13 protein-coding genes are annotated in these 17120 nt (G+C 65.6%); 8 read left to right on the top strand and 5 right to left on the bottom strand.

Translation table 11 applies throughout. The annotated features are described in order from the left end of the window. The 4 genes from GV044_RS02600 to GV044_RS02585 form a co-directional block, all read right to left on the bottom strand. Positions 1-1503 carry an MFS transporter gene (locus tag GV044_RS02600; protein WP_159865051.1) on the bottom strand — a complete coding sequence of 501 codons (1503 nt, stop codon included), beginning with the start codon at positions 1501-1503 and terminating at the stop codon, positions 1-3. 187 nt (positions 1504-1690) lie between these two features. After that, entirely contained in the window at positions 1691-3730 is a 2040-nt protein-coding gene (locus GV044_RS02595) for a TonB-dependent siderophore receptor (protein WP_236554635.1), read from the bottom strand. 229 nt (positions 3731-3959) lie between these two features. Further along, a complete protein-coding gene (locus GV044_RS02590) occupies positions 3960-5081 on the bottom strand; it encodes a glycerophosphodiester phosphodiesterase (RefSeq protein ID WP_159865045.1) in 1122 nt (373 codons plus the stop codon). Further along, positions 5081-7537 (bottom strand): TonB-dependent receptor, encoded by a 2457-nt coding sequence (locus GV044_RS02585; protein WP_159865042.1) that lies wholly within the window; start codon positions 7535-7537, stop codon positions 5081-5083. The genes GV044_RS02590 and GV044_RS02585 overlap by 1 nt, the downstream gene beginning before the upstream one ends. Before the next feature lie 179 nt (positions 7538-7716). Here GV044_RS02585 and GV044_RS02580 point away from each other — a divergent pair, with 179 nt between their 5' ends. The 4 genes from GV044_RS02580 to GV044_RS02565 all read left to right on the top strand — a co-directional run bounded on the left by GV044_RS02580 (position 7717) and on the right by GV044_RS02565 (position 13124). Beyond that, positions 7717-8685 carry a rhodanese-related sulfurtransferase gene (locus GV044_RS02580; protein ID WP_159865039.1) on the top strand — a complete coding sequence of 323 codons (969 nt, stop codon included), beginning with the start codon at positions 7717-7719 and terminating at the stop codon, positions 8683-8685. Beyond that, positions 8669-9301, top strand: a complete 633-nt coding sequence (locus GV044_RS02575; protein WP_159865035.1) for a glutathione S-transferase — start codon at positions 8669-8671, stop codon at positions 9299-9301. The genes GV044_RS02580 and GV044_RS02575 overlap by 17 nt, the downstream gene beginning before the upstream one ends. 170 nt (positions 9302-9471) lie before the next feature. Beyond that, a complete protein-coding gene (locus GV044_RS02570) occupies positions 9472-11610 on the top strand; it encodes a histidine kinase dimerization/phosphoacceptor domain -containing protein (protein ID WP_159865032.1) in 2139 nt (712 codons plus the stop codon). A gap of 428 nt (positions 11611-12038) precedes the next feature. Then, positions 12039-13124 carry an LLM class flavin-dependent oxidoreductase gene (locus GV044_RS02565; RefSeq protein WP_159865029.1) on the top strand — a complete coding sequence of 362 codons (1086 nt, stop codon included), beginning with the start codon at positions 12039-12041 and terminating at the stop codon, positions 13122-13124. A gap of 52 nt (positions 13125-13176) precedes the next feature. Here the strand turns inward: GV044_RS02565 and GV044_RS02560 are convergent, their stop codons facing one another. Further along, positions 13177-13878 (bottom strand): GntR family transcriptional regulator, encoded by a 702-nt coding sequence (locus GV044_RS02560; RefSeq protein WP_159865026.1) that lies wholly within the window; start codon positions 13876-13878, stop codon positions 13177-13179. Positions 13879-14068: 190 nt separating this feature from the next. Here GV044_RS02560 and GV044_RS02555 point away from each other — a divergent pair, with 190 nt between their 5' ends. From GV044_RS02555 to GV044_RS02540, 4 genes are all read left to right on the top strand, one after another. Further along, positions 14069-15016, top strand: a complete 948-nt coding sequence (locus GV044_RS02555; protein WP_159865022.1) for a ribokinase — start codon at positions 14069-14071, stop codon at positions 15014-15016. 127 nt (positions 15017-15143) lie between these two features. Continuing rightward, complete coding sequence (locus GV044_RS02550) at positions 15144-15536, top strand: hypothetical protein (protein ID WP_159865018.1); 393 nt, start codon at positions 15144-15146, stop codon at positions 15534-15536. 555 nt (positions 15537-16091) lie between these two features. Next, positions 16092-16328, top strand: a complete 237-nt coding sequence (locus GV044_RS02545; protein WP_159865015.1) for a hypothetical protein — start codon at positions 16092-16094, stop codon at positions 16326-16328. A 25-nt stretch (positions 16329-16353) separates the two neighbouring features. Further along, a complete protein-coding gene (locus GV044_RS02540) occupies positions 16354-17046 on the top strand; it encodes an SDR family NAD(P)-dependent oxidoreductase (RefSeq protein WP_159870741.1) in 693 nt (230 codons plus the stop codon). The last annotated feature ends 74 nt before the right edge of the window (positions 17047-17120 follow it).

The raw sequence follows: 17120 nt of genomic DNA, 5'->3' as shown, positions 1-17120 counted from the left end.
TCACTGGAGCGAGCGGCGCTTGCGCATGCGGGAGAGCCGCAGCCGCACGCGAGCATCGCGGGCGAGGGACGGCGGCAGCTCGGTGAGCGCGCGCAGGCCCGCGATGCTCGAACCGTTGCGGATCGCACGCCAGGTCCGGCCGACAACCTTCTGCACCAGCTCGCGCCGCTCGATCTCGCCTTCCTCCGCCACCAGCGAGATGCGGTGCATGGCGTAGAGGCCGAGCACCCCGGCAAGCAGGAAGTAGAAGTCCCAGTGACTCAGCCGCAGCGGGAAGGCGAGGGTGCCGGAGGGGCTCGTCCAACTGAGCAGCAACTCGAGCTTCCGTGCGGCAAAGAAGTCAGCCAGCAGCCCGCCGATGATGGGCGCCACGCCGGCCGCGAGTGCGATCGCCATCGCATTGGTTGCGACGTAGGCCGTGGCGGCGCCCTTTGGCGAGAGCTTGAGCGCGATGTTGGTAGAAGCCAGCGTGACGCCGGCTACCGAGGCCCCCATTAGCACGTGGAGAAAGGTCAGCCAGCCGATCGTGAACGCCTGGTTGCTGGACTGCGATGCGCCGATCATCGCAACGATGCCGAGGATGTAGGCGGGCGCGGCCACTTGCAGCACCGACTTGTTGGAGAACCGGTCGGTCAGCGTCCCCCACGATCGCAGCGCGAACAGGTTGGCCAGCTGGCTCACCGCGCTCAGCACCATGACCAGGCTGACGTCGAAGCCGAGTTGGCGCACGATGAAGACGGTGAAGAACGGCGTCGCCAGGTTCACTGCGACTTGCCAGCTGACCACGAAGGCGAGCAGGCGGCGAAAGTTCAGGTCGGCGAGCGGCGCCCGCAACAATTCCAGCAGCGATATGCGTCCACTTGGGGCGGGCATGACCGGCTCCGGGATGCGGCTCACCACGCCCGCGCTCATCAGCCCGGTCAGGCAGCCGAACACGAACATGCCGGCAAAGGCGATGCTGCGGTCGGACGAGCCGTCGGCGGTGTTTTCCAGGATGAACGCGGCGGCCAAACCTGCCACCAGCGTGATCCCGGCGGTCCAGGTGGTGCGGCGCGCGAAGACACTGCCGAGCCGGTTCTCCGGCGCGAGGTCGCGGATCCAGGCGTTCCAGGCGCAGGCGCCGAACGCGCTCATCCCGCACAGGACATACTGCGCCAGCAGGAACGCGACGAGCGCCGGCGCGCCGGTGAAGAACGCCGTCGCCGCCATCGCCAGCAGCATCGAGCGGCCGATCAGGCTGGTGATTACCGCGATGCGCTTGCGCGCGCGCAGCCGCTCGACGAGCGAGATCGCCGGCAGTTGCAGCAGTTGCGTGATGAACGGCGCGCTCACCAGGATGCCGACCCACAAGTTGCTCGCACCCAGGTGCAAAGCGAACGCGGTCAGGATGACCCCGCTGGTCAGCGCGCCGGTGCCGCTGGAGAAGGCCGCTTCCAGCACCAGCAAGTGCAAGCCGTGCTCGCGCTCCTGGTCGCTGATCTCGGCTTGCGGCGCCAGGGTCACGAGGGGAGATGCTCGGGGTAAGCCATGGCAGACGAACGATGGTGAACGGCTGACGGTTGCCGAAGGCAGGCGGACAATCGCCGCGATATCAGTTCCTTCTGCCGCTATTGGGCGGGAGTATGCATCACAGCGGACAGGTGCCGGCCAAGGTTACGACAGCGCCTGCCCCCGATAAGTAAGCCGCGTGCTAGAACGAACCCTTCACCAGGAAGATGAAGATCGGCCCAATTAAGCGGTCGCGGCTCTCGGTCGAAGCCACGGGTGAGAGCTCGCGCACGCCCTGATAGATCACCCGCTCGCGCCTGGAGCGGGCATTCACCACATTGTCGATCGTGAAGCGCATGGTCAGGCCCATCACGTCCTTGTTCTCGACGAACAGCGCTGCGAACACCGGTCCTTCCCAGATCCGGTCCGACTGGCTGCGGCGGTACTCGGCCTGCTGATGGTTGTAGCTGGCCGACGCACCCCAGGCCCAGTTCGTGGCGGGAACGTCGTGCCTGAAGTCGAGCTGCACTTGCTTGTCGACGAAGTTGTTCCAGTTGCGCGTGCGGCCGGTGAACGGATCCTTGAGGCTGGAGTGCTGGTACACGATCGAGGCATCGAGCCGCGCACCCTTCCAGCCCATCGGATCGAAGTTGATGGTGCTGGTGGAGACCACTGCCCAGGCCGACGCCTTGTCGATGTTGCCCACTGCCTCACCGGTGAGGCCGACAGGGATGATGTCGACCCGGTCGGTCACGTCGCGATGGATCAGCTCCAGCTTGGTCGAGCCCCACGGGCCCAGCTTCTTGTTGGCTTCGGCGGTCCACGACCAGTCCTGCTGCGGGCGCAAGTCGGTGTTGCTGGCGTTCTGGTTGTTGTCGTTGAGGAAGGAGCGCGCCAGGAAGTCATAGAAGTCGAGCTGCAGCACCCGCCGCTCCAGCTTGACCGACAGGTCGAAGTCGGACGACGGCTTCCACGCCATCGAGATCGAGCCCTTGGGCCGGTCGAACGTGCGGGTGATGCCGCCCGGACCGGTCTGGCTGATCGTCGAGTGCTCGCCGCCCGCGACCATCTGCAGCGACAGCGTGCGGGTCAGCGGAAAGCCGACGCTGAGCAGGCTTTCGTAACGGTCCTCCTTCACGCCGCCGGTGCCCTCGGCGAAGGGGCGCAGCACGAAGTCACCGGACACAGCATCGAAAGTGCCGAGCGTCGCCACGTTGTCGAGCGTGTTGTAGGCAGCCTCTCCTGATAGCTGGAAGTCTGCGCCCAGCATCTTCCACGTGTATTCGGCGCGCGCGATCGTCTCTTCCAGGTCACCGACTTGCGCGAAGCGGTCGCCGGTCGCGCTGGCGGGCGCGCCTAGGGGGGTGTCGATGACCTCGGACGAGAAGGGCTCATGGCTGCGGTGTTCCAGGCCGACGAGCTTCAGGCGGCCGGGCCCGAGCGCGAACTCGTAATCGCCGCTGACCTCGTAGTTCCAGGTGTCGTTGTTCTCGCGGATCGTGCGGCGCCGGTCGGACAGCACGGGCGAATCGGAGCGGTCGCTGGCTTCGCGGTAGTGGTGCCAGACCTTCTGGTAATTGCCGTTGAGGTGGGCGACCGATGTGCCCGGGCCATCCCAAGTGAACCGCGCCGAGAGCTTGGGCGCATCGTGGTTCGAGGTCCAGACATCCCGCCGGCGCTCGGTGATGACGCCGATCCCGTCGCGGATCAGTGTCGGCCCGCCCGCGGCGCTGCGCCCGGCTTCCTGGTTGTCGAGGCTGAGTTCATAGCCGATCGTGCCCTTGCTGCCGGTCAGCGAAACGTTGCCGCGGGTATAGAGCGCGTCGGCATAGTGCGCCCGTACGGCGGGTTCCCATTCGAACTGCCCGGTCGATCCCTTGGCCTTGTAGACCACGTTCGCCACCTGGCCGCTCAGGCCGGGAATGTCGAGCGAAGCGCCGTCCAGCACTTCGATGCGCTCCACGGTGCCGGCGGGGATGCGGCTCAGCTGGGTGAAGAGATCGTCCGACTTGTTCGACGGCCGCGCGCCGTTGAACAGCACGTTGCCGGTCGCCTGGCCCAGCCCGCGGCGTTCCTGGCTCTCCTTGATGGCGAAGCCCGGCACGCGCAGCAGCATGTCGTAGGCATTTCGCGGAGCGAAGCGCTGGAAATCAGCCGGCACGTAGACGCTGCGACCTGCGTTGCTTGCGGCGATGACGGGCACGTCCGTAGCTTGCGCTGGTGGCGGCGCATCCTGCGCCATGGCGTGCGACGTGCAGAATGTCGCTGCCCCAGCCAGCAAGGCCGCGTGTGTTCGAAACCCCATTGTTGCCCTTCTCGCGCCGCTGCCATGCCCCGGCAACATACGTGTCTTATGCCCGTCACCGGCGTGGTCGCGAAGAGGCTGCGCTGCGCTTGTCGTTCGACCAACAGCGCATTTTACTCTGCAAGGGTAGTTGCTTAGGGTTTGCGATGCGAATGGGTGGCGACGTTCAGCCGATCGCCTGACGCCCTAGCGCCGGATCGTCGGTGAAGAAGCCGTCGAGCCCTTCGGCCAGATAACGACGGATTTCCGCCAGGCTTCCCGCCGGATTGCGCGCGTCCTCGCCCGCTTCGTTGCGGAAGTCGGCGGCGAGGAAGCGGTTCTCCGGACGGAAGGTCCAGGTGCCGACCAGCAGTCCCGCCGCATGCGCTGCGGCGACAAGGCCGGTCGGTGTCGCGAGCTTGCCGTCCGGGCCGAGAGGAATGATCACCCGCGTCGCAGGGGCGACCCAATCGGCATAGCTGGCGATCTCGCCGAGGCCAGCGGGCGTCAGCATCTGCGCATAGGTGCGGCGCTGTCCCGCGGCGATCGTGTCAAAGGGCGCATTGCGCGGGTCTTCGATCAACTGCATCAGCTGCACGTTCGAGAGCGCCCCAAGTTGCTTGCGCAGGGCCCTGAGATTGCTCACCTCGAACGACTGCACGATCACCGGCGCGCGGCGCAAGTAAGCGCTTGCGGTCAGGCCAGCGAGCAGTCGCGGCTCCAGTGGCAGGCCGATGCCGGCGAAGTAAGTGGAGTGCTTCAGCTCCGGGATGAGGCCAATCGTCCGGTCACGTGCGGCCGCTTCGGCCGCGACGAAGTCTGCCACTTCCTCCAGCGTGACGATCTGGAACATGCCGTCATAGCCATGGCTCTCGGGCCGCACTGCGCCGAGGCGTTCGCGTGCGCGCAGGGTCTTCAGCTCGGCGAGGGTGAAGTCCTCGGTGAACCAGCCGGTCACCGCCGTGCCGTCGATCGTCTTGGTGGTGCGCCGGCCGGCGAACTCTGCGTGCGCGGCCACGTCAGTGGTGCCGGAGATGTCGTTCTCGTGCCGTGCGACCAGCACGCCGTCCCTGGTGGCGACGAGGTCGGGCTCGACGAAGTCCGCGCCGTCGGCGATCGCCTTGGCATAGGCGGCGAGCGTGTGCTCGGGGCGCAGCGCCGACGCGCCGCGGTGCGCCATCAGCAGCGGCTTGGCGGGCCTGGGCGCCGTGCGCTTGCCTGCCACCGCGGCGTGCAGGGGCAGGGCGGAGGCGAGCGCCAGGCCCGCCCCGGCACCCATCACTGCGCGGCGCGTCAGGTCCGCGCTCATCAGTAGCGCAGCTTCAGCGTGCCGAACCATTGGCGCGGCGGTATCGGGTAGACGTTGTAGGTGTTGGTGTTGGCGTTCACACCCACCGACAGCCAGCCTTGCTTGTCGAGGATGTTGGTCACGTTCACGCTCAACTCGGCATTGGCGAGGCCGACGATCGAGGCCGGCAGCTTGATCGCCGCACGGCCGCTGAGCAGGAAGAAGCTCTTCACCGCAGCATCGTTGGTGTAAGTGGCGAAGCGCTTGCCGACATAGTCGCCGAAGAATTGCAGCTCGAACGGATCGACGTTCAGTGTGGCGACTGTCTTGTTCAGCCACTGCGGGCTGCCGGGGACCTGCTTGCCGCCGGTCGGGACGACGCCGCCCACCGTCGCGAAGCCGCCGATGCGGGTGCCGGTGGCCTCGCCGGTCGCCGTGCTGTAATCGCTCTGGTACTTCGAGCTGTTGTACGAGATCGCGTTGTAGAGCGAGAGATGGTCGCCGAAGCGCAAGGTCAGCGCGGCATCGACGCCGTTGGTCTTCACGTCGCCGACGTTGAACAGCGAGGGGGTGCCGCCTGCGATGGAGCCGCCGCCGATGCCGCCGATGGTGGGCGAGATCGCCAGCAGGCGGTCGCTGAAGTCGACATGGTAGGCGTTCACCTGCGCCTCGAAACCGCTGAGGAACGACCCCGGCCAGCTGTGCCGGCTGCGCAGGCCGATCTCATACGTCCACGAGGTCTCGGGGCGGCCGTTCTCCTTGATGTAGTCGAACGCGCCCTGGCTGCCGACCGACCACGGTGCGGCGCTGCCGCCGGCGCCGTAGGCCTGGTACTGGCGCAAGTTTTTCTGGACGTTGCCGTAGAGCTCCTCCGTCTCGGTGAAGGCCCACTTCGCGCCGATCGTCGGCAGGAACCAGTTGTCGGTCTTGATCCGGCCTTCAGGCAGCGCGCCCGATGCACCCGCCAAAGAGCCGGGGATCGGCTGCACGGTGAAGTATCCGTTCGCATCCTGCAGGCTGGTCTTCACGCCCGCTTCGATCGTCACGCGATCCGTCAGCGCCCAGGTGTCCTGCAGGTGCAGCTGCAGCACTTCGGTGCGCATCTCGCTGCCATACTGCGTGAACAGCGGACCCTTTGGGCGGATGTAGGGGCTGTATCGCTCCGGATGGTTTACATCGAGCGGGTACCAGCGCCGGTATGCGGCCGAACTGTTGTTCTCGTACCAGACGCCAGCAGCGATCTGGTGAGCGCCCAGGTCCACGTTGAATTCGGATAGCACGCCCTTGCGGTCGATCCGGTACTCGGTGGTGCGGACCGCGTAGCCCGAGTTGCCGGTGGCGCCCCTGAGGTTCTGGCCGGGGAAGTAGAGGGCGAACAGCGCGGGCAGGCCGGCGACCGAGATCGGCCCGGCGACGACGCCGGCACCATCGTTGTGGTGGTAATAGCCCTGGACCGACCAGGTCACCTTGTCGCTCAGCCGCTCCTCGTCCTTAAGGTAGAGCAGCCAGTCGGTGCGCTGCGCATCCGAATAGTAGTTGCGGTAATTGACGCTCTCCAGTGTCGGCACCTGGCCGGCGGCGTTGAGATAGGCCAGCGCGCCGGCGAAGTCTGGGTAGAAGAACGGGCGGGTGTAGGGCTGGTACGCCTGCGAGGCGTTGGCCGGCGTCTTGTAGATCGTCGTCGCGTCCTCGTTGGGCTCGGTCTTGTCCGAGTACGCGATGTAGGCGGTCAGGCGGCGGGCGCTGTCGTCATGGACGAACTTGAAGTTACCCTGCCAGCCGCCCTGCTTCCCGTTGAAGTCCCACGCGCGGGCCTTCTGGCGCACGGCCGAGAGATAGAAGCTGTTGCCGCCACCCATCTCGCCGCTGTCGAAGCGGACGAAGGTGCGCGAGGTGTCGTAGCTGCCGATCGTCTGGTTGACCTCGAGGCCCAGGCTGTTGCGCGGATCGCTGGAGAGCGTCTCGATCGCGCCGCCCAGGTTGCTGACCGAGGCGACGCGCAGCTCGCCCGCGCCGGTGCTGACGGTGACGCGTCCGACATTCTCGGAGATCACTGCACGAGAGACCGACAAGCCGTTGTAGTTGCCGTAGTTCTGGTCGCCCAGCGGCACGCCGTCCATGGTGTAGCCGAGCTGCGCGGAGTTGAAGCCGTGGATGTAGAGCGAGGCGTTCTGCTCATTGTTACCCCAGGGGTCGGCGGTGATGTAGGTCACGCCCGGCAGAGTCTGGATCGCCTTCAAGGGGCTGACGCCCGGCAGGATGTTCTGGATCTCGACGCCGGTGATCGCCGTTGCCGAGCGCGAGCGGCTACCGGTGACGATGATCTGGCCGTTCACGTCGTCGGCGCTGTCGAGCGGGCCGGCGGTCGCGTCGGCGGTGGTGCTGTCCTGCGCCAGCGCAGGTGCCGCGGCAACGGCGGGAACGATCGCGCCGAGCAACAATGCTGCACGTGCACTCAGGCCAGTTCTCTGGATCATCACGGTAATATGCCCTCACTGTGCCCACCTTTGCGGTGGATGCGAAGGGGCGGTTAGGGCGCTGGCGTGGCACTATCATTGCGATACTGTGCCACTTGCGTGACAGTCGATGTCTGCCTGCCGAGACGATCGGGCAGGTGCATGCTGACGGCGGGCCGGCATGGCGTTATGGCGCGGCCATGACCGAACCGTCGACCTCGCCTCAGACCGTTGCCGCGCTCTACCGCTTCACGCGCTTCGACGATTGCAAAGCCTTGCAGGGCCCGTTGCAGAAATCGTGCCATGACAATGGCGTAAGAGGCACTCTGCTGCTGGCACCTGAAGGGATCAACGGCACCATCGCTGGCACCCCCGAAGCGATCGCGGCGGTGCTGGCACAAATCCGCGCGCTGCCCGACTGCGCCGATCTCGACGTCAAGCTGTCGAGCGCGGCCACCATGCCGTTCCATCGCATGAAGGTGCGCATCAAGCGCGAAATCGTTACCATGGGCCAGCCGGACATCGACCCGCGCGCGAGCGTCGGCACTTACGTCGAGGCGCAGGACTGGAACGCGCTGATCGCGGATCCCGACACCATCGTCATCGACACGCGCAACGATTACGAAGTTGCGGTCGGCACTTTCGCCGGCGCCATCGACCCGAAGACGCCGAGCTTCCGTGACTTCCCAGCATGGTTCCGCGCCGAGCGCGAGCGGCTGCTCGGCGCCGGCAAGCCGCCGAAGGTGGCGATGTTTTGCACCGGCGGTATCCGCTGCGAGAAATCCACCGCCTTCCTCATGCAGGAGGGTGTGAAGGAGGTCTTTCACCTCAAGGGTGGCATCCTGAAGTACCTGGAGACCGTGCCCGAACAGGAAAGCCGTTGGCGCGGAGAGTGCTTCGTGTTCGACCAGCGCGTTACCATCGGTCACGGGCTGGCGCCGGGCACGCACACGCTCTGCCATGCCTGCCGCCGCCCCGTGCGAGCGGAGGATTTGAGTGCATCGGGTTACGAGGAGGGCGTCAGCTGTCCGGCCTGCTACACCGAACGCACCGACGAACAGCGCGCATCCTATCGCGAGCGCCATCGACAGGAGCGGCTCGCGGCGGAGCGGGGCGAAGCACACGTCGGCGCGGTGCACTCTGAGCGGTCCGATGACCGCAGTGCCTGAGCCGATCCTCTACAGCTTCCGGCGCTGCCCTTACGCCATGCGGGCGCGGCTCGCCCTGGCGGTCAGCGGCACCCGGTGCGAGTTGCGCGAGGTGAAGCTTATCGCCAAGCCGCAGGCGATGCTTGACGCCTCTCCCAAGGGCACGGTGCCGGTGGTCGTGCTCGGCGATGGCGGCGTGATCGACCAGAGCCTGGACATCATGCGCTGGGCATTGGCACGGAGCGATCCGGAAGGCTGGCTCGATCGCGACGACGTAGACCTCATCGCCACCAACGATGGCCCGTTCAAGCGCGACCTCGACGGTTACAAGTACCCCGAGCGACATGACGGCGACGCCATGGCGTACCGTGCCGCTGGCCTGGACTTCCTGCGCTATCTCGACGCCAAGCTAGCATCGAGCCGCTATCTTGCCGGATCGGAGCGCGGGCTGGCAGACGCGGCGATCATGCCGTTCGTGCGCCAGTTCGCCGCCGTGGATACGGAATGGTTCGCCGTGCAGACGGTGCCGCATGTCCAGGCTTGGCTCAAAGGCTACCTGGCATCGGAGCTGTTCGTGTCCACCATGATCCGCCCACAGCCATGGCGGCCAGGCGATCCGGCGATCTTCTTCCCCTGACGAACAGGGAGCGAGGCATGGCGAAAACGATTTAGCGCCTGGTGCCATGCTGCGCTGCAGCGGTGCCCGCAAGGGCGGCGGAAACACGCTAGGCAGGCGGCCAAAGCGGCTCTACGATCATCGCGCGGCAATAGGCCTGCGTTTTCCGGCCTTTGCACAGGAGTGGTTCGATGGATCTGACGGGTTGCGATCAGGAGCCGATCCATACACCCGGTGCGATCCAGCCGCACGGCCTCCTGCTGGTCGCGGACAGCCGCACCGCGGCCATCGTTGCCGGCGCCGGTGATCTGGAGGCGCGTTTCGGCGCCGACTGGCTCGGCCGATCGGTCGCGGACTTGCTCGGCGCCGAGGTGGCGCAGCGTCTGGAGCAGGCCACAGAGCCACGCTGTCACCTGGGCTGGTTGGAGAACGCGGGCGCTGATGCTGCTGCCGTACGGCAGGGCGAGAACTGGCTGGTCCAGCTGGAGCCCACGTCGGCGGACATGCGCGCTGTGGACGTGCTGGGTTGGATGGACGAAGTCGGCCTGCAGTTCGAGCGGGCCGGCAACCTCGTCGAACTATGCGAGCGCGCGGCCAAGAGCTTCAGCGACCTGACCGGCTACGACCGGGTCATGATCTACCGCTTCCTCGACGACGACGCGGGCGAGGTCATCGCCGAGTGCAACGCGGCTGGCATACCGGGCTTCCGCAACCACCGCTTTCCGGGCTCGGACATCCCTCGCCAAGCCAGGGGGCTGTACATACGCAACCGTGTTCGCGTGATCCCCGACGTGCAGTACCAGCCGCAGCCGATACGCCCGGCTGAGTTCGCGGGCCTCGATTTGTCCGACATTGATTTGCGCAGCGTCTCGCCGGTCCACATTCAATACCTGAAGAACATGGGCGTGGGTGCCTCCGCTTCGATGTCGATCGTGCGCGATGGCTTGTTGTGGGGGCTCGTCGCCTGCCACAACACCACGCCGCGCAACCTCGACATGGCGCAGCGGCGCGCCGCGCAGCTGGTCGCGGCCGGCCTTGCGCGGCAGATCGGCGCAAAGGAGGAAGCCGAAGCCTATCGCGAGCGCATCCGCATCCGCTCCGACGAGGATGCTCTGCTCAGCCAATTGAGCGAGGATGGCGATCTTTACCGCATGCTGTCGGGCTCGGCCGAGGCGGCGCGGCGCGTGTTCCGTGCTGATGGTCTGGCCATCATCCATGGCTCGAAGCTCCATCTCGACGGCCACTGCCCCGATCGCGACGACGTGCGCGAAGTCGCGGGTTGGGTTCGCGACAAGAGCGCGGTGCCGTTCTACACCAACGAACTGGGCAAGATCTTCGCGCCTGCCGCGGCTTACGCGGATCATGCCTCGGGCCTGCTGGCCGTGACCATCTCGACGCAGGTGCCCACGATCCTGTTGTGGTTCCGCTCTGAAGAGGAGCAGCTGGTCAAGTGGGCTGGCAACCCGCACGAGAGCAAGGTGCTAACGCCTGGCGAAGTGCTGACGCCTCGCGCCTCGTTCGATGCCTGGTCGCAGGTCGTGCGCGGCAAGTCGCGGAGCTGGACTTCGGGCGAGGTGGAAGGCGCGCATCGGCTTGTCGCCAAGCTATATGAGATCCGCCAGAACATACGCCAGCGCGAGCTATCGGAAAACCTGCAGGTCGCCCTATCGGACAAGGACCGGCTGATCGAGCAGAAGGACACGCTGATCAAGGAGGTCAACCACCGGGTGCAGAACAGCATCCAGCTGGTCATGGCCTTCCTCAACCTGCAGGCGCGGGCTTCTGCCGGCGACGAGGCGACAGTCCGCAGCCTGGAGGAGGCGCAGCGCCGCCTTTCCGCGGTGGGCCTGGTGCACCGCCGCCTCTACACCGACGACAATGTCGAAAGTGTCGATCTCTCGCGCTACCTCGAGGAGCTGGTCGGCGACCTGAGCGGCTCGATGGGGGCGGAGTGGCGCGACTACATCTCCACCAGCTTCGCGCCGATCATGATCCTAGCGGACAATGCGGTGCACGTCGGTCTGATTCTGGTCGAACTGGTGATCAACGCGCAGAAGTATGCCTACGGCGGTGCGCCAGGGCCGATCGCCATTTCTCTTGAACAGCATCGTGCGCGCTTCCGCCTGATCGTCGCGGATCAAGGGCGAGGGCGCGTCGGCAATCGTGAGGGGTTCGGCTCGCGCATGCTCAAGACGCTGGTGCAGCGGCTCGGCGGCGTGATTGAAGATGACGACAACCGTCCTGGGTTGCGGGTCATCTTCTCCGCGCCGCTCGATCCAGGTGGGAGACTGGCGAACTCGCAGCTGGGGTCTCCTGCTATGGTGGGTTGATCCACCAGATCTCCGCCCATGGTTTCCCGAGGCAAGAGGCTGCGAGCTGTCTTAGGCGAGCTCAGCACGAACGGTGTTGGTGTAAACGCCCTTAACATCGGGCGAACAAAATTGGATTGCTTCAGGGCGGCATAACACTGGGGCAGCCGCGTCTTTAGCCGCCCACCCCAGGAGCAGTTTAGCCCGCCCCGCCTTCGCTGGGCTTTCTCGGAGCATGCCACCTACGGGCGCGACTTCCTTTTTAGCACCATAGGCGTGTCAATCACCTGCGGACGAGCGTTTCCACGGTTGTACTATCAGGCGCTGTACTCTCTCTGCATCACATGCAGCTTGCATATAAAACGACTCAGGTGCTATGCACTCACTTGCAAGCACTTCGACGCCGATCAGGTCAATCCTGACGAGCGCCAGCGGCGGGAGAGGCCAAGATGCAAGTAGGCGTACACCTGGGTTTCCAGAACCTCCACGGCATGTCCGACATGGACTTCTTCCGCAGGGAAACCCAGATCGCGATCGAAGCCGAGGCGATGGGCTTCGACTTCGCGGCCATGGTGGAACACCATTTCACCGACTACGCAGCGTGCCCCGACCCGCTTCAGGCGCTCAGCTACGTCGCGGCCAAGACCAAGACGATCAAGCTGATGCCGGCGGCTGTAATCCTGCCGTGGAACGATCCGCTACGCGTGGTCGAGAAGACCGCGATGCTTGACGCGCTTTCGGACGGTCGCGTGATCCTAGGCATGGGCCGGGGCGCGGCGCGACGGGAGTTCAATGGCTTCCGCAAGGACATTGCCGACAGCCGCGAACTGTTCGACGAGGCGGCGTTGATCATCATGGATGGGCTGGAAACAGGCACGGTCAAGGCGAACACCAAGCACTTTCAGCAGCCCGAGGTCGAGGTGCGGCCCCGGCCAGAGAACTGGTCGCGAGAGCGCATGCTGATGGTCTCGATGTCACCCTCCTCGGCAGAAGTCGCGGCGGAATACGGCCTGAAAGCCTTGCGCTTCAGCCAGGGCGATTGGTCGCATTCGATGGCCGAGATCAACACCTATCGCTCTACGTTCGAGGCCAAGCACGGCCGCAAGGCGCCGCCCTTCGTCATCTCGGACTTCGTGGTGTGTGTCGAAACCGAGGCAGAGGTGGCCGAATACACCGACGAGTACTTCGCCAAGCAGTTCTACCAGGTCGCCAACCATTACGAGTGGGGCGGCGAGCACTTCAAGAACATGCCGTCCTACGCCACCTATGTGGCCCTTGGCGATGCCATGAACGCCGCGGGCGGGCCGGAAAAGGCGTACAAGGCCTACATCGGCGGCAACATGATCGGCACGCCCGAGCAGTTGATCGAGAAGGACGCCATGCGCAAGGCTACCGTGGGCGAGTACGACATCATTGCCAACTTCAGCTACGGCGGCATGCCGTACGAGCGTGTCTACGATCAGCTCAAGCGTTTCGCTGACAAGGTGCTCCCCCGCTTGAAGGAGAGCGCGACCCCTTCGGTAGTAGTCGCATGAGAGGACATCGTGGGTGCGGACCCCGCGGCGCGGGCTGGTCGACTAGATCCGATCAGGCGTCCAGCCGCAGCCGGTAGGTGTAAGCATCGCCGCGGAACATGCCTTCGACGTATTCCACCATGGTCCCGCCCTGCGCATAGCTACGCCGCTTGATGAGCAGACAAGGCACCGGCTTGTCGAACCCGAAGATCTCGCACTCGAACGGGGTCGGCAGTGTCGCCTCGATCGCCTGGTCGCAATAGGCGAGGCTGAAGCCCGCTTGCGCCAGCTGCGCGTAAATGGAGCCGAGCGGATCGAACTCGGCGAGCGCCGGCACGGCATCGAGGCTGTACCACGCCGTTTCGAGCGCCATCGGCACGTTGTCGCCCGAGCGCACGCGCACCAGCTTGAGGAACTGTGCTTGCGAGTGGAGCCCGAACAGCGAGGCCAGCGAGCGGTCGGTGATCACCTCGCGTTCAAGGATTCGCGCCGTCGGCTCGCGGCCCAGCTCGCGCATCTCCTGCGTGAAGCCCTTCAGGCGGTCCATGCCGGTCGAGAGATGCGCCTGGCTCTTCTGCACGATCGAGCCGTGGCGTCCGTGCCCACGGATCAGGTTGCGCTCGCGCAAGCCATTGTAGCACTGCTGCACTGTCGCTCGGCTGACCCCCAGAGCTTCGGCCAGCTGGCGCTCGGCGGGCAGGGTGGCGCCGCCACCAATCGTGCCGCGATCGATGAGCGCGACAAGTTGTTCCTCGAGCTGCTGGTAAAGCGGCATCGCGGTATCCCTGCGCAATTTCAGCAAGCCATATAGCGACCCCTCGCTTGGCTCGCCCGCGGCCCCCTTCTCTTGCATTGCGGAGAGGCCGTCGTCTCGAGACTGTTTCAGCATGGCTCCTTTCACGATTCGCCGTTTCCAGCTTTAAGGCCGACTCGGCGCGCGCGGAAGATCAAGCAGTGGAGCGGTTATGGACACGGGTTCGATCTTCGTGGTCGGCAGCTTCGTCGCGGCGTGCTCGGTTACCGTGGAACGGCTCCCGCGCGCCGGTGAGACGCTGCGCGCCAGCAGCTTCGTTCTCGACCCTGGAGGCAAGGGCTTCAACGTGGCTGTCGGGGCACACCGATTGGGAGCGCAGGTGGATGGCGTGCTGGCAGTCGGGGGCGACTTGTTCGGCGACTTCGCCAGCGCTGCAGTGAATGCCTGCGGTTTGCCGAGAGACATGCTGCTGCGTCTCACCGGGCCGACCGGTGCGGGCGTCGGGTTCGTGGATCGACACGGCGAGAACTGCATCGCGGTATATCCTGCCGCGAACGACCTGCTCTCGGCCGACGATATTGCCTCGCGCGCCGACAGGCTAAGCCGGTGCGCGGTGGTGGCGGCTCAGTTTGAAGTGGGCGACGCGCCGATCGTGGCAGCCTTTGCGCAGGCGCGTAGGCGTGGACTGAAGACGGTTCTGAATTGCTCGCCTTTCCGCGCCGTTGCTCCGGAGATGCTAGGCACCACGAACATTCTGGTAGTCAACCGCATCGAGGTCGCAGCGCTTGCGAAGCAGTGCGGCGTCGCCATCGACGCAGGGATACCGGCATCATGGGGCGAACTCGCTGACCATCTTCGAGAGCGGGGGGTGCAGAGCTTGATCGTGACGCTTGGCGCTGAGGGTGTCGTCGCGAGGGAAGGCGAGGGCGCACCCGTGTTTCGACCTGCGTTCGCGATCGAGGCGGTGGACACCATCGGCGCGGGCGACGCGTTTCTGGGAGGCCTGCTGGCGGCGCTCGCCCAGGGTCTGCCAATGGCGGAGGGTCTGCGCTGGGGGGCGGCGTGCGGAGCTTTGGTGGCGAGCCGGGCCGGGGTGCTCGACGCGTTGCCTGATCGAGTCCAGCTTGGAAAGTTTCTGGATCGTCACCCGAGTACATAGATGTAGCACTGCGCCGGAGCATTCCCGCGCCTCGACTGGCTGAGCTGCTTCTGGCATTTCTTTGGATGGATATTGTTTCCGGTGCGTTGCAGTACCTGCGCGGGGCTCAAAATTACGGGGACGAGGCATGTCGTTCGCTGCGCAAAGCTCGATGAATGGCGATCCTGCGCCTGACGTAGAGCGCTTGGGAGCGGACCCGCCGACGCAAGCTGAGGGCTTCATCGTCGCTGCCTCGGCCGACATGGGCATCAAGAGATCGGGCTCCGGCTCGTTCTTCGACAACAATGCTTTTGCCAATTTCGGGGGCGTTCGGGCTGCGATCGACGTGCGAATGATTGGCGACGGCGACCTGTCGGTCATGTCGTCGGGCATGGTCGAGGATAAATCACTCAAGCGTTTCGCGATCGTTGCGGTGCATGCCAGCAACTACGGCCAGGTGACCGGCTCGCTGAAGGTCAATGCTTCGGGGACGGTGAACGGCGGCGGGCAATGGCGGCATCTACAAGCGCGACGTCTCTAATGTCACGACGCCGAACTCGTTCACTATCACCAACATCATCGACGCGGCTGCTTCGGGCGACGCGATCAACCTGGAAGGGGGCGCGGCGCACACCGTCATCTTGCGGGTAGGCGTAGTCAGCGGCAACAACCGCATAACGCCTTCTGACGTCGACAACATCGGCTCCACGGCGAACTGGAGCGGCGGACGGTGACCGGCGCCATCATCGTCGACAATCGCGGCGGCGCGATTGCAGTTTCGCCAACCTGACGAACCTTTGCGCGGTGCAGCTGTGCAAGCTGACCCCGCTGCGGGTGGCTTCGATGGCGTGCTGAACTTGACCGACGCCCAGTACCGCGGCGGTACGTTCACGGCAAACGGATCTCCGATCGACCGGGTCCATGGGGGACGGACCCGAGACGAGCCCCTCATGCTCCTGCACCGCTAGGCGAGACTCGGCGCCAGGGGCATGGGGGATGCTCGTTCGTTCGACAGCGTGGGAGGGTCGCCGACGGTTACCAGCTGCGGAACCCTTTGGCGCTCCGTTCGCTGTTCAGCGAGACACAGGAGATTGCCATGCTTGGAAAGATCATCGGCGGACTTATCGGCGCACGCGCAGCCCGCAACACGCGCGGTGTCGATGAACCAGGCGGCGCGCTCATGGGCGTTGCTGCAGTCGCGCTGGCGCGCCGCTTCGGCCTGCCGGGCATGATTGCCGCCGCGGCAGGCGGCTATGCCTTGAAGCGCTACAACGAGCGTCGCCGAGTGACGCCGGGCTCCTCCACCTACAGCCGCAGCCAGGGCCGTCTCTGACACCTCGGCTGCCGAGTATCAGGCCCTGAGCACGCACGTCCTCCTCACCGGTGCGAGCCGGGGCATCGGCGCTGCCATCGCCGATGCCTTGCGCGCGCGTGATGTCGTGCTGTTCGCAGCCTCCAGCGCCGATGCAGACCTGGCGGCGCAAGACGGTCCCGAGCAGCTGTGGGACACGGCGCTAGAGCGTCTGGACGGCCGGGTTGACGTGCTGATCAACAACGCCGGTGTGTTCGAGGCCGCCCCGCTCGATGCCTCAGATGAGGCTTGGTTGGCGCAGTGGCAGCGTACGATGACGATCAACCTCGAAGCCTCGACGCGGCTCAGCCGGTCGGCGATCCTGGCGTGGCGGGCGGCGGGATCGGGTGGACGCATCGTCAATGTCGCGAGCCGCGCCGCCTATCGCGGCGACAGCCCGGCGCACTGGCACTATGCCGCATCGAAAGCCGGCATGATCGGCGTCACCAAGACGATCGCACGCGGCTATGCGGCGCAAGGCATCCTCGCCTTTGCGATCTGTCCCGGCTTCACGATGACGGGCATGGCCGAAGACTATCTCGCCAGTCGCGGCGGGGACAAGCTGCTCGCCGACATCCCGCTCGGCCGGGTTGCCGAGCCTGAGGAGATCGGCACCATCGCTGCGTTCCTGGCGCTCGATGCGCCGGCTTCGATGACCGGCGCGGTGCTGGATGCGAATGGTGCCAGCTACGTGCGTTGAGGTTCGGGCGGTTAACTCAGGACGCCTTGACCTCACTGGCATCCACCGCGCTCGACACGGACGGCGATGGGCTT

It is taken from the genome of Novosphingobium sp. 9U, from assembly GCF_902506425.1.
Lineage (GTDB): Bacteria > Pseudomonadota > Alphaproteobacteria > Sphingomonadales > Sphingomonadaceae > Novosphingobium.
Note: the sequence above shows the minus strand (reverse complement) of the source record. Positions and strands in the feature narration are given on the sequence as shown.

Excerpts from the sequence above, each read along its gene's own strand:
- GV044_RS02595 (WP_236554635.1), bottom strand. The coding sequence starts at position 3,730 with ATGGCGCAGGATGCGCCGCCACCAGCGCAAGCTACGGACGTGCCCGTC.
- GV044_RS02590 (WP_159865045.1), bottom strand. The coding sequence starts at position 5,081 with ATGAGCGCGGACCTGACGCGCCGCGCAGTGATGGGTGCCGGGGCGGGC.
- GV044_RS02585 (WP_159865042.1), bottom strand. The coding sequence starts at position 7,537 with ATGATCCAGAGAACTGGCCTGAGTGCACGTGCAGCATTGTTGCTCGGC.
- GV044_RS02580 (WP_159865039.1), top strand. The coding sequence starts at position 7,717 with ATGACCGAACCGTCGACCTCGCCTCAGACCGTTGCCGCGCTCTACCGC.
- GV044_RS02575 (WP_159865035.1), top strand. The coding sequence starts at position 8,669 with ATGACCGCAGTGCCTGAGCCGATCCTCTACAGCTTCCGGCGCTGCCCT.
- GV044_RS02570 (WP_159865032.1), top strand. The coding sequence starts at position 9,472 with ATGGATCTGACGGGTTGCGATCAGGAGCCGATCCATACACCCGGTGCG.
- GV044_RS02565 (WP_159865029.1), top strand. The coding sequence starts at position 12,039 with ATGCAAGTAGGCGTACACCTGGGTTTCCAGAACCTCCACGGCATGTCC.
- GV044_RS02560 (WP_159865026.1), bottom strand. The coding sequence starts at position 13,878 with ATGCCGCTTTACCAGCAGCTCGAGGAACAACTTGTCGCGCTCATCGAT.
- GV044_RS02555 (WP_159865022.1), top strand. The coding sequence starts at position 14,069 with ATGGACACGGGTTCGATCTTCGTGGTCGGCAGCTTCGTCGCGGCGTGC.
- GV044_RS02550 (WP_159865018.1), top strand. The coding sequence starts at position 15,144 with ATGTCGTTCGCTGCGCAAAGCTCGATGAATGGCGATCCTGCGCCTGAC.
- GV044_RS02545 (WP_159865015.1), top strand. The coding sequence starts at position 16,092 with ATGCTTGGAAAGATCATCGGCGGACTTATCGGCGCACGCGCAGCCCGC.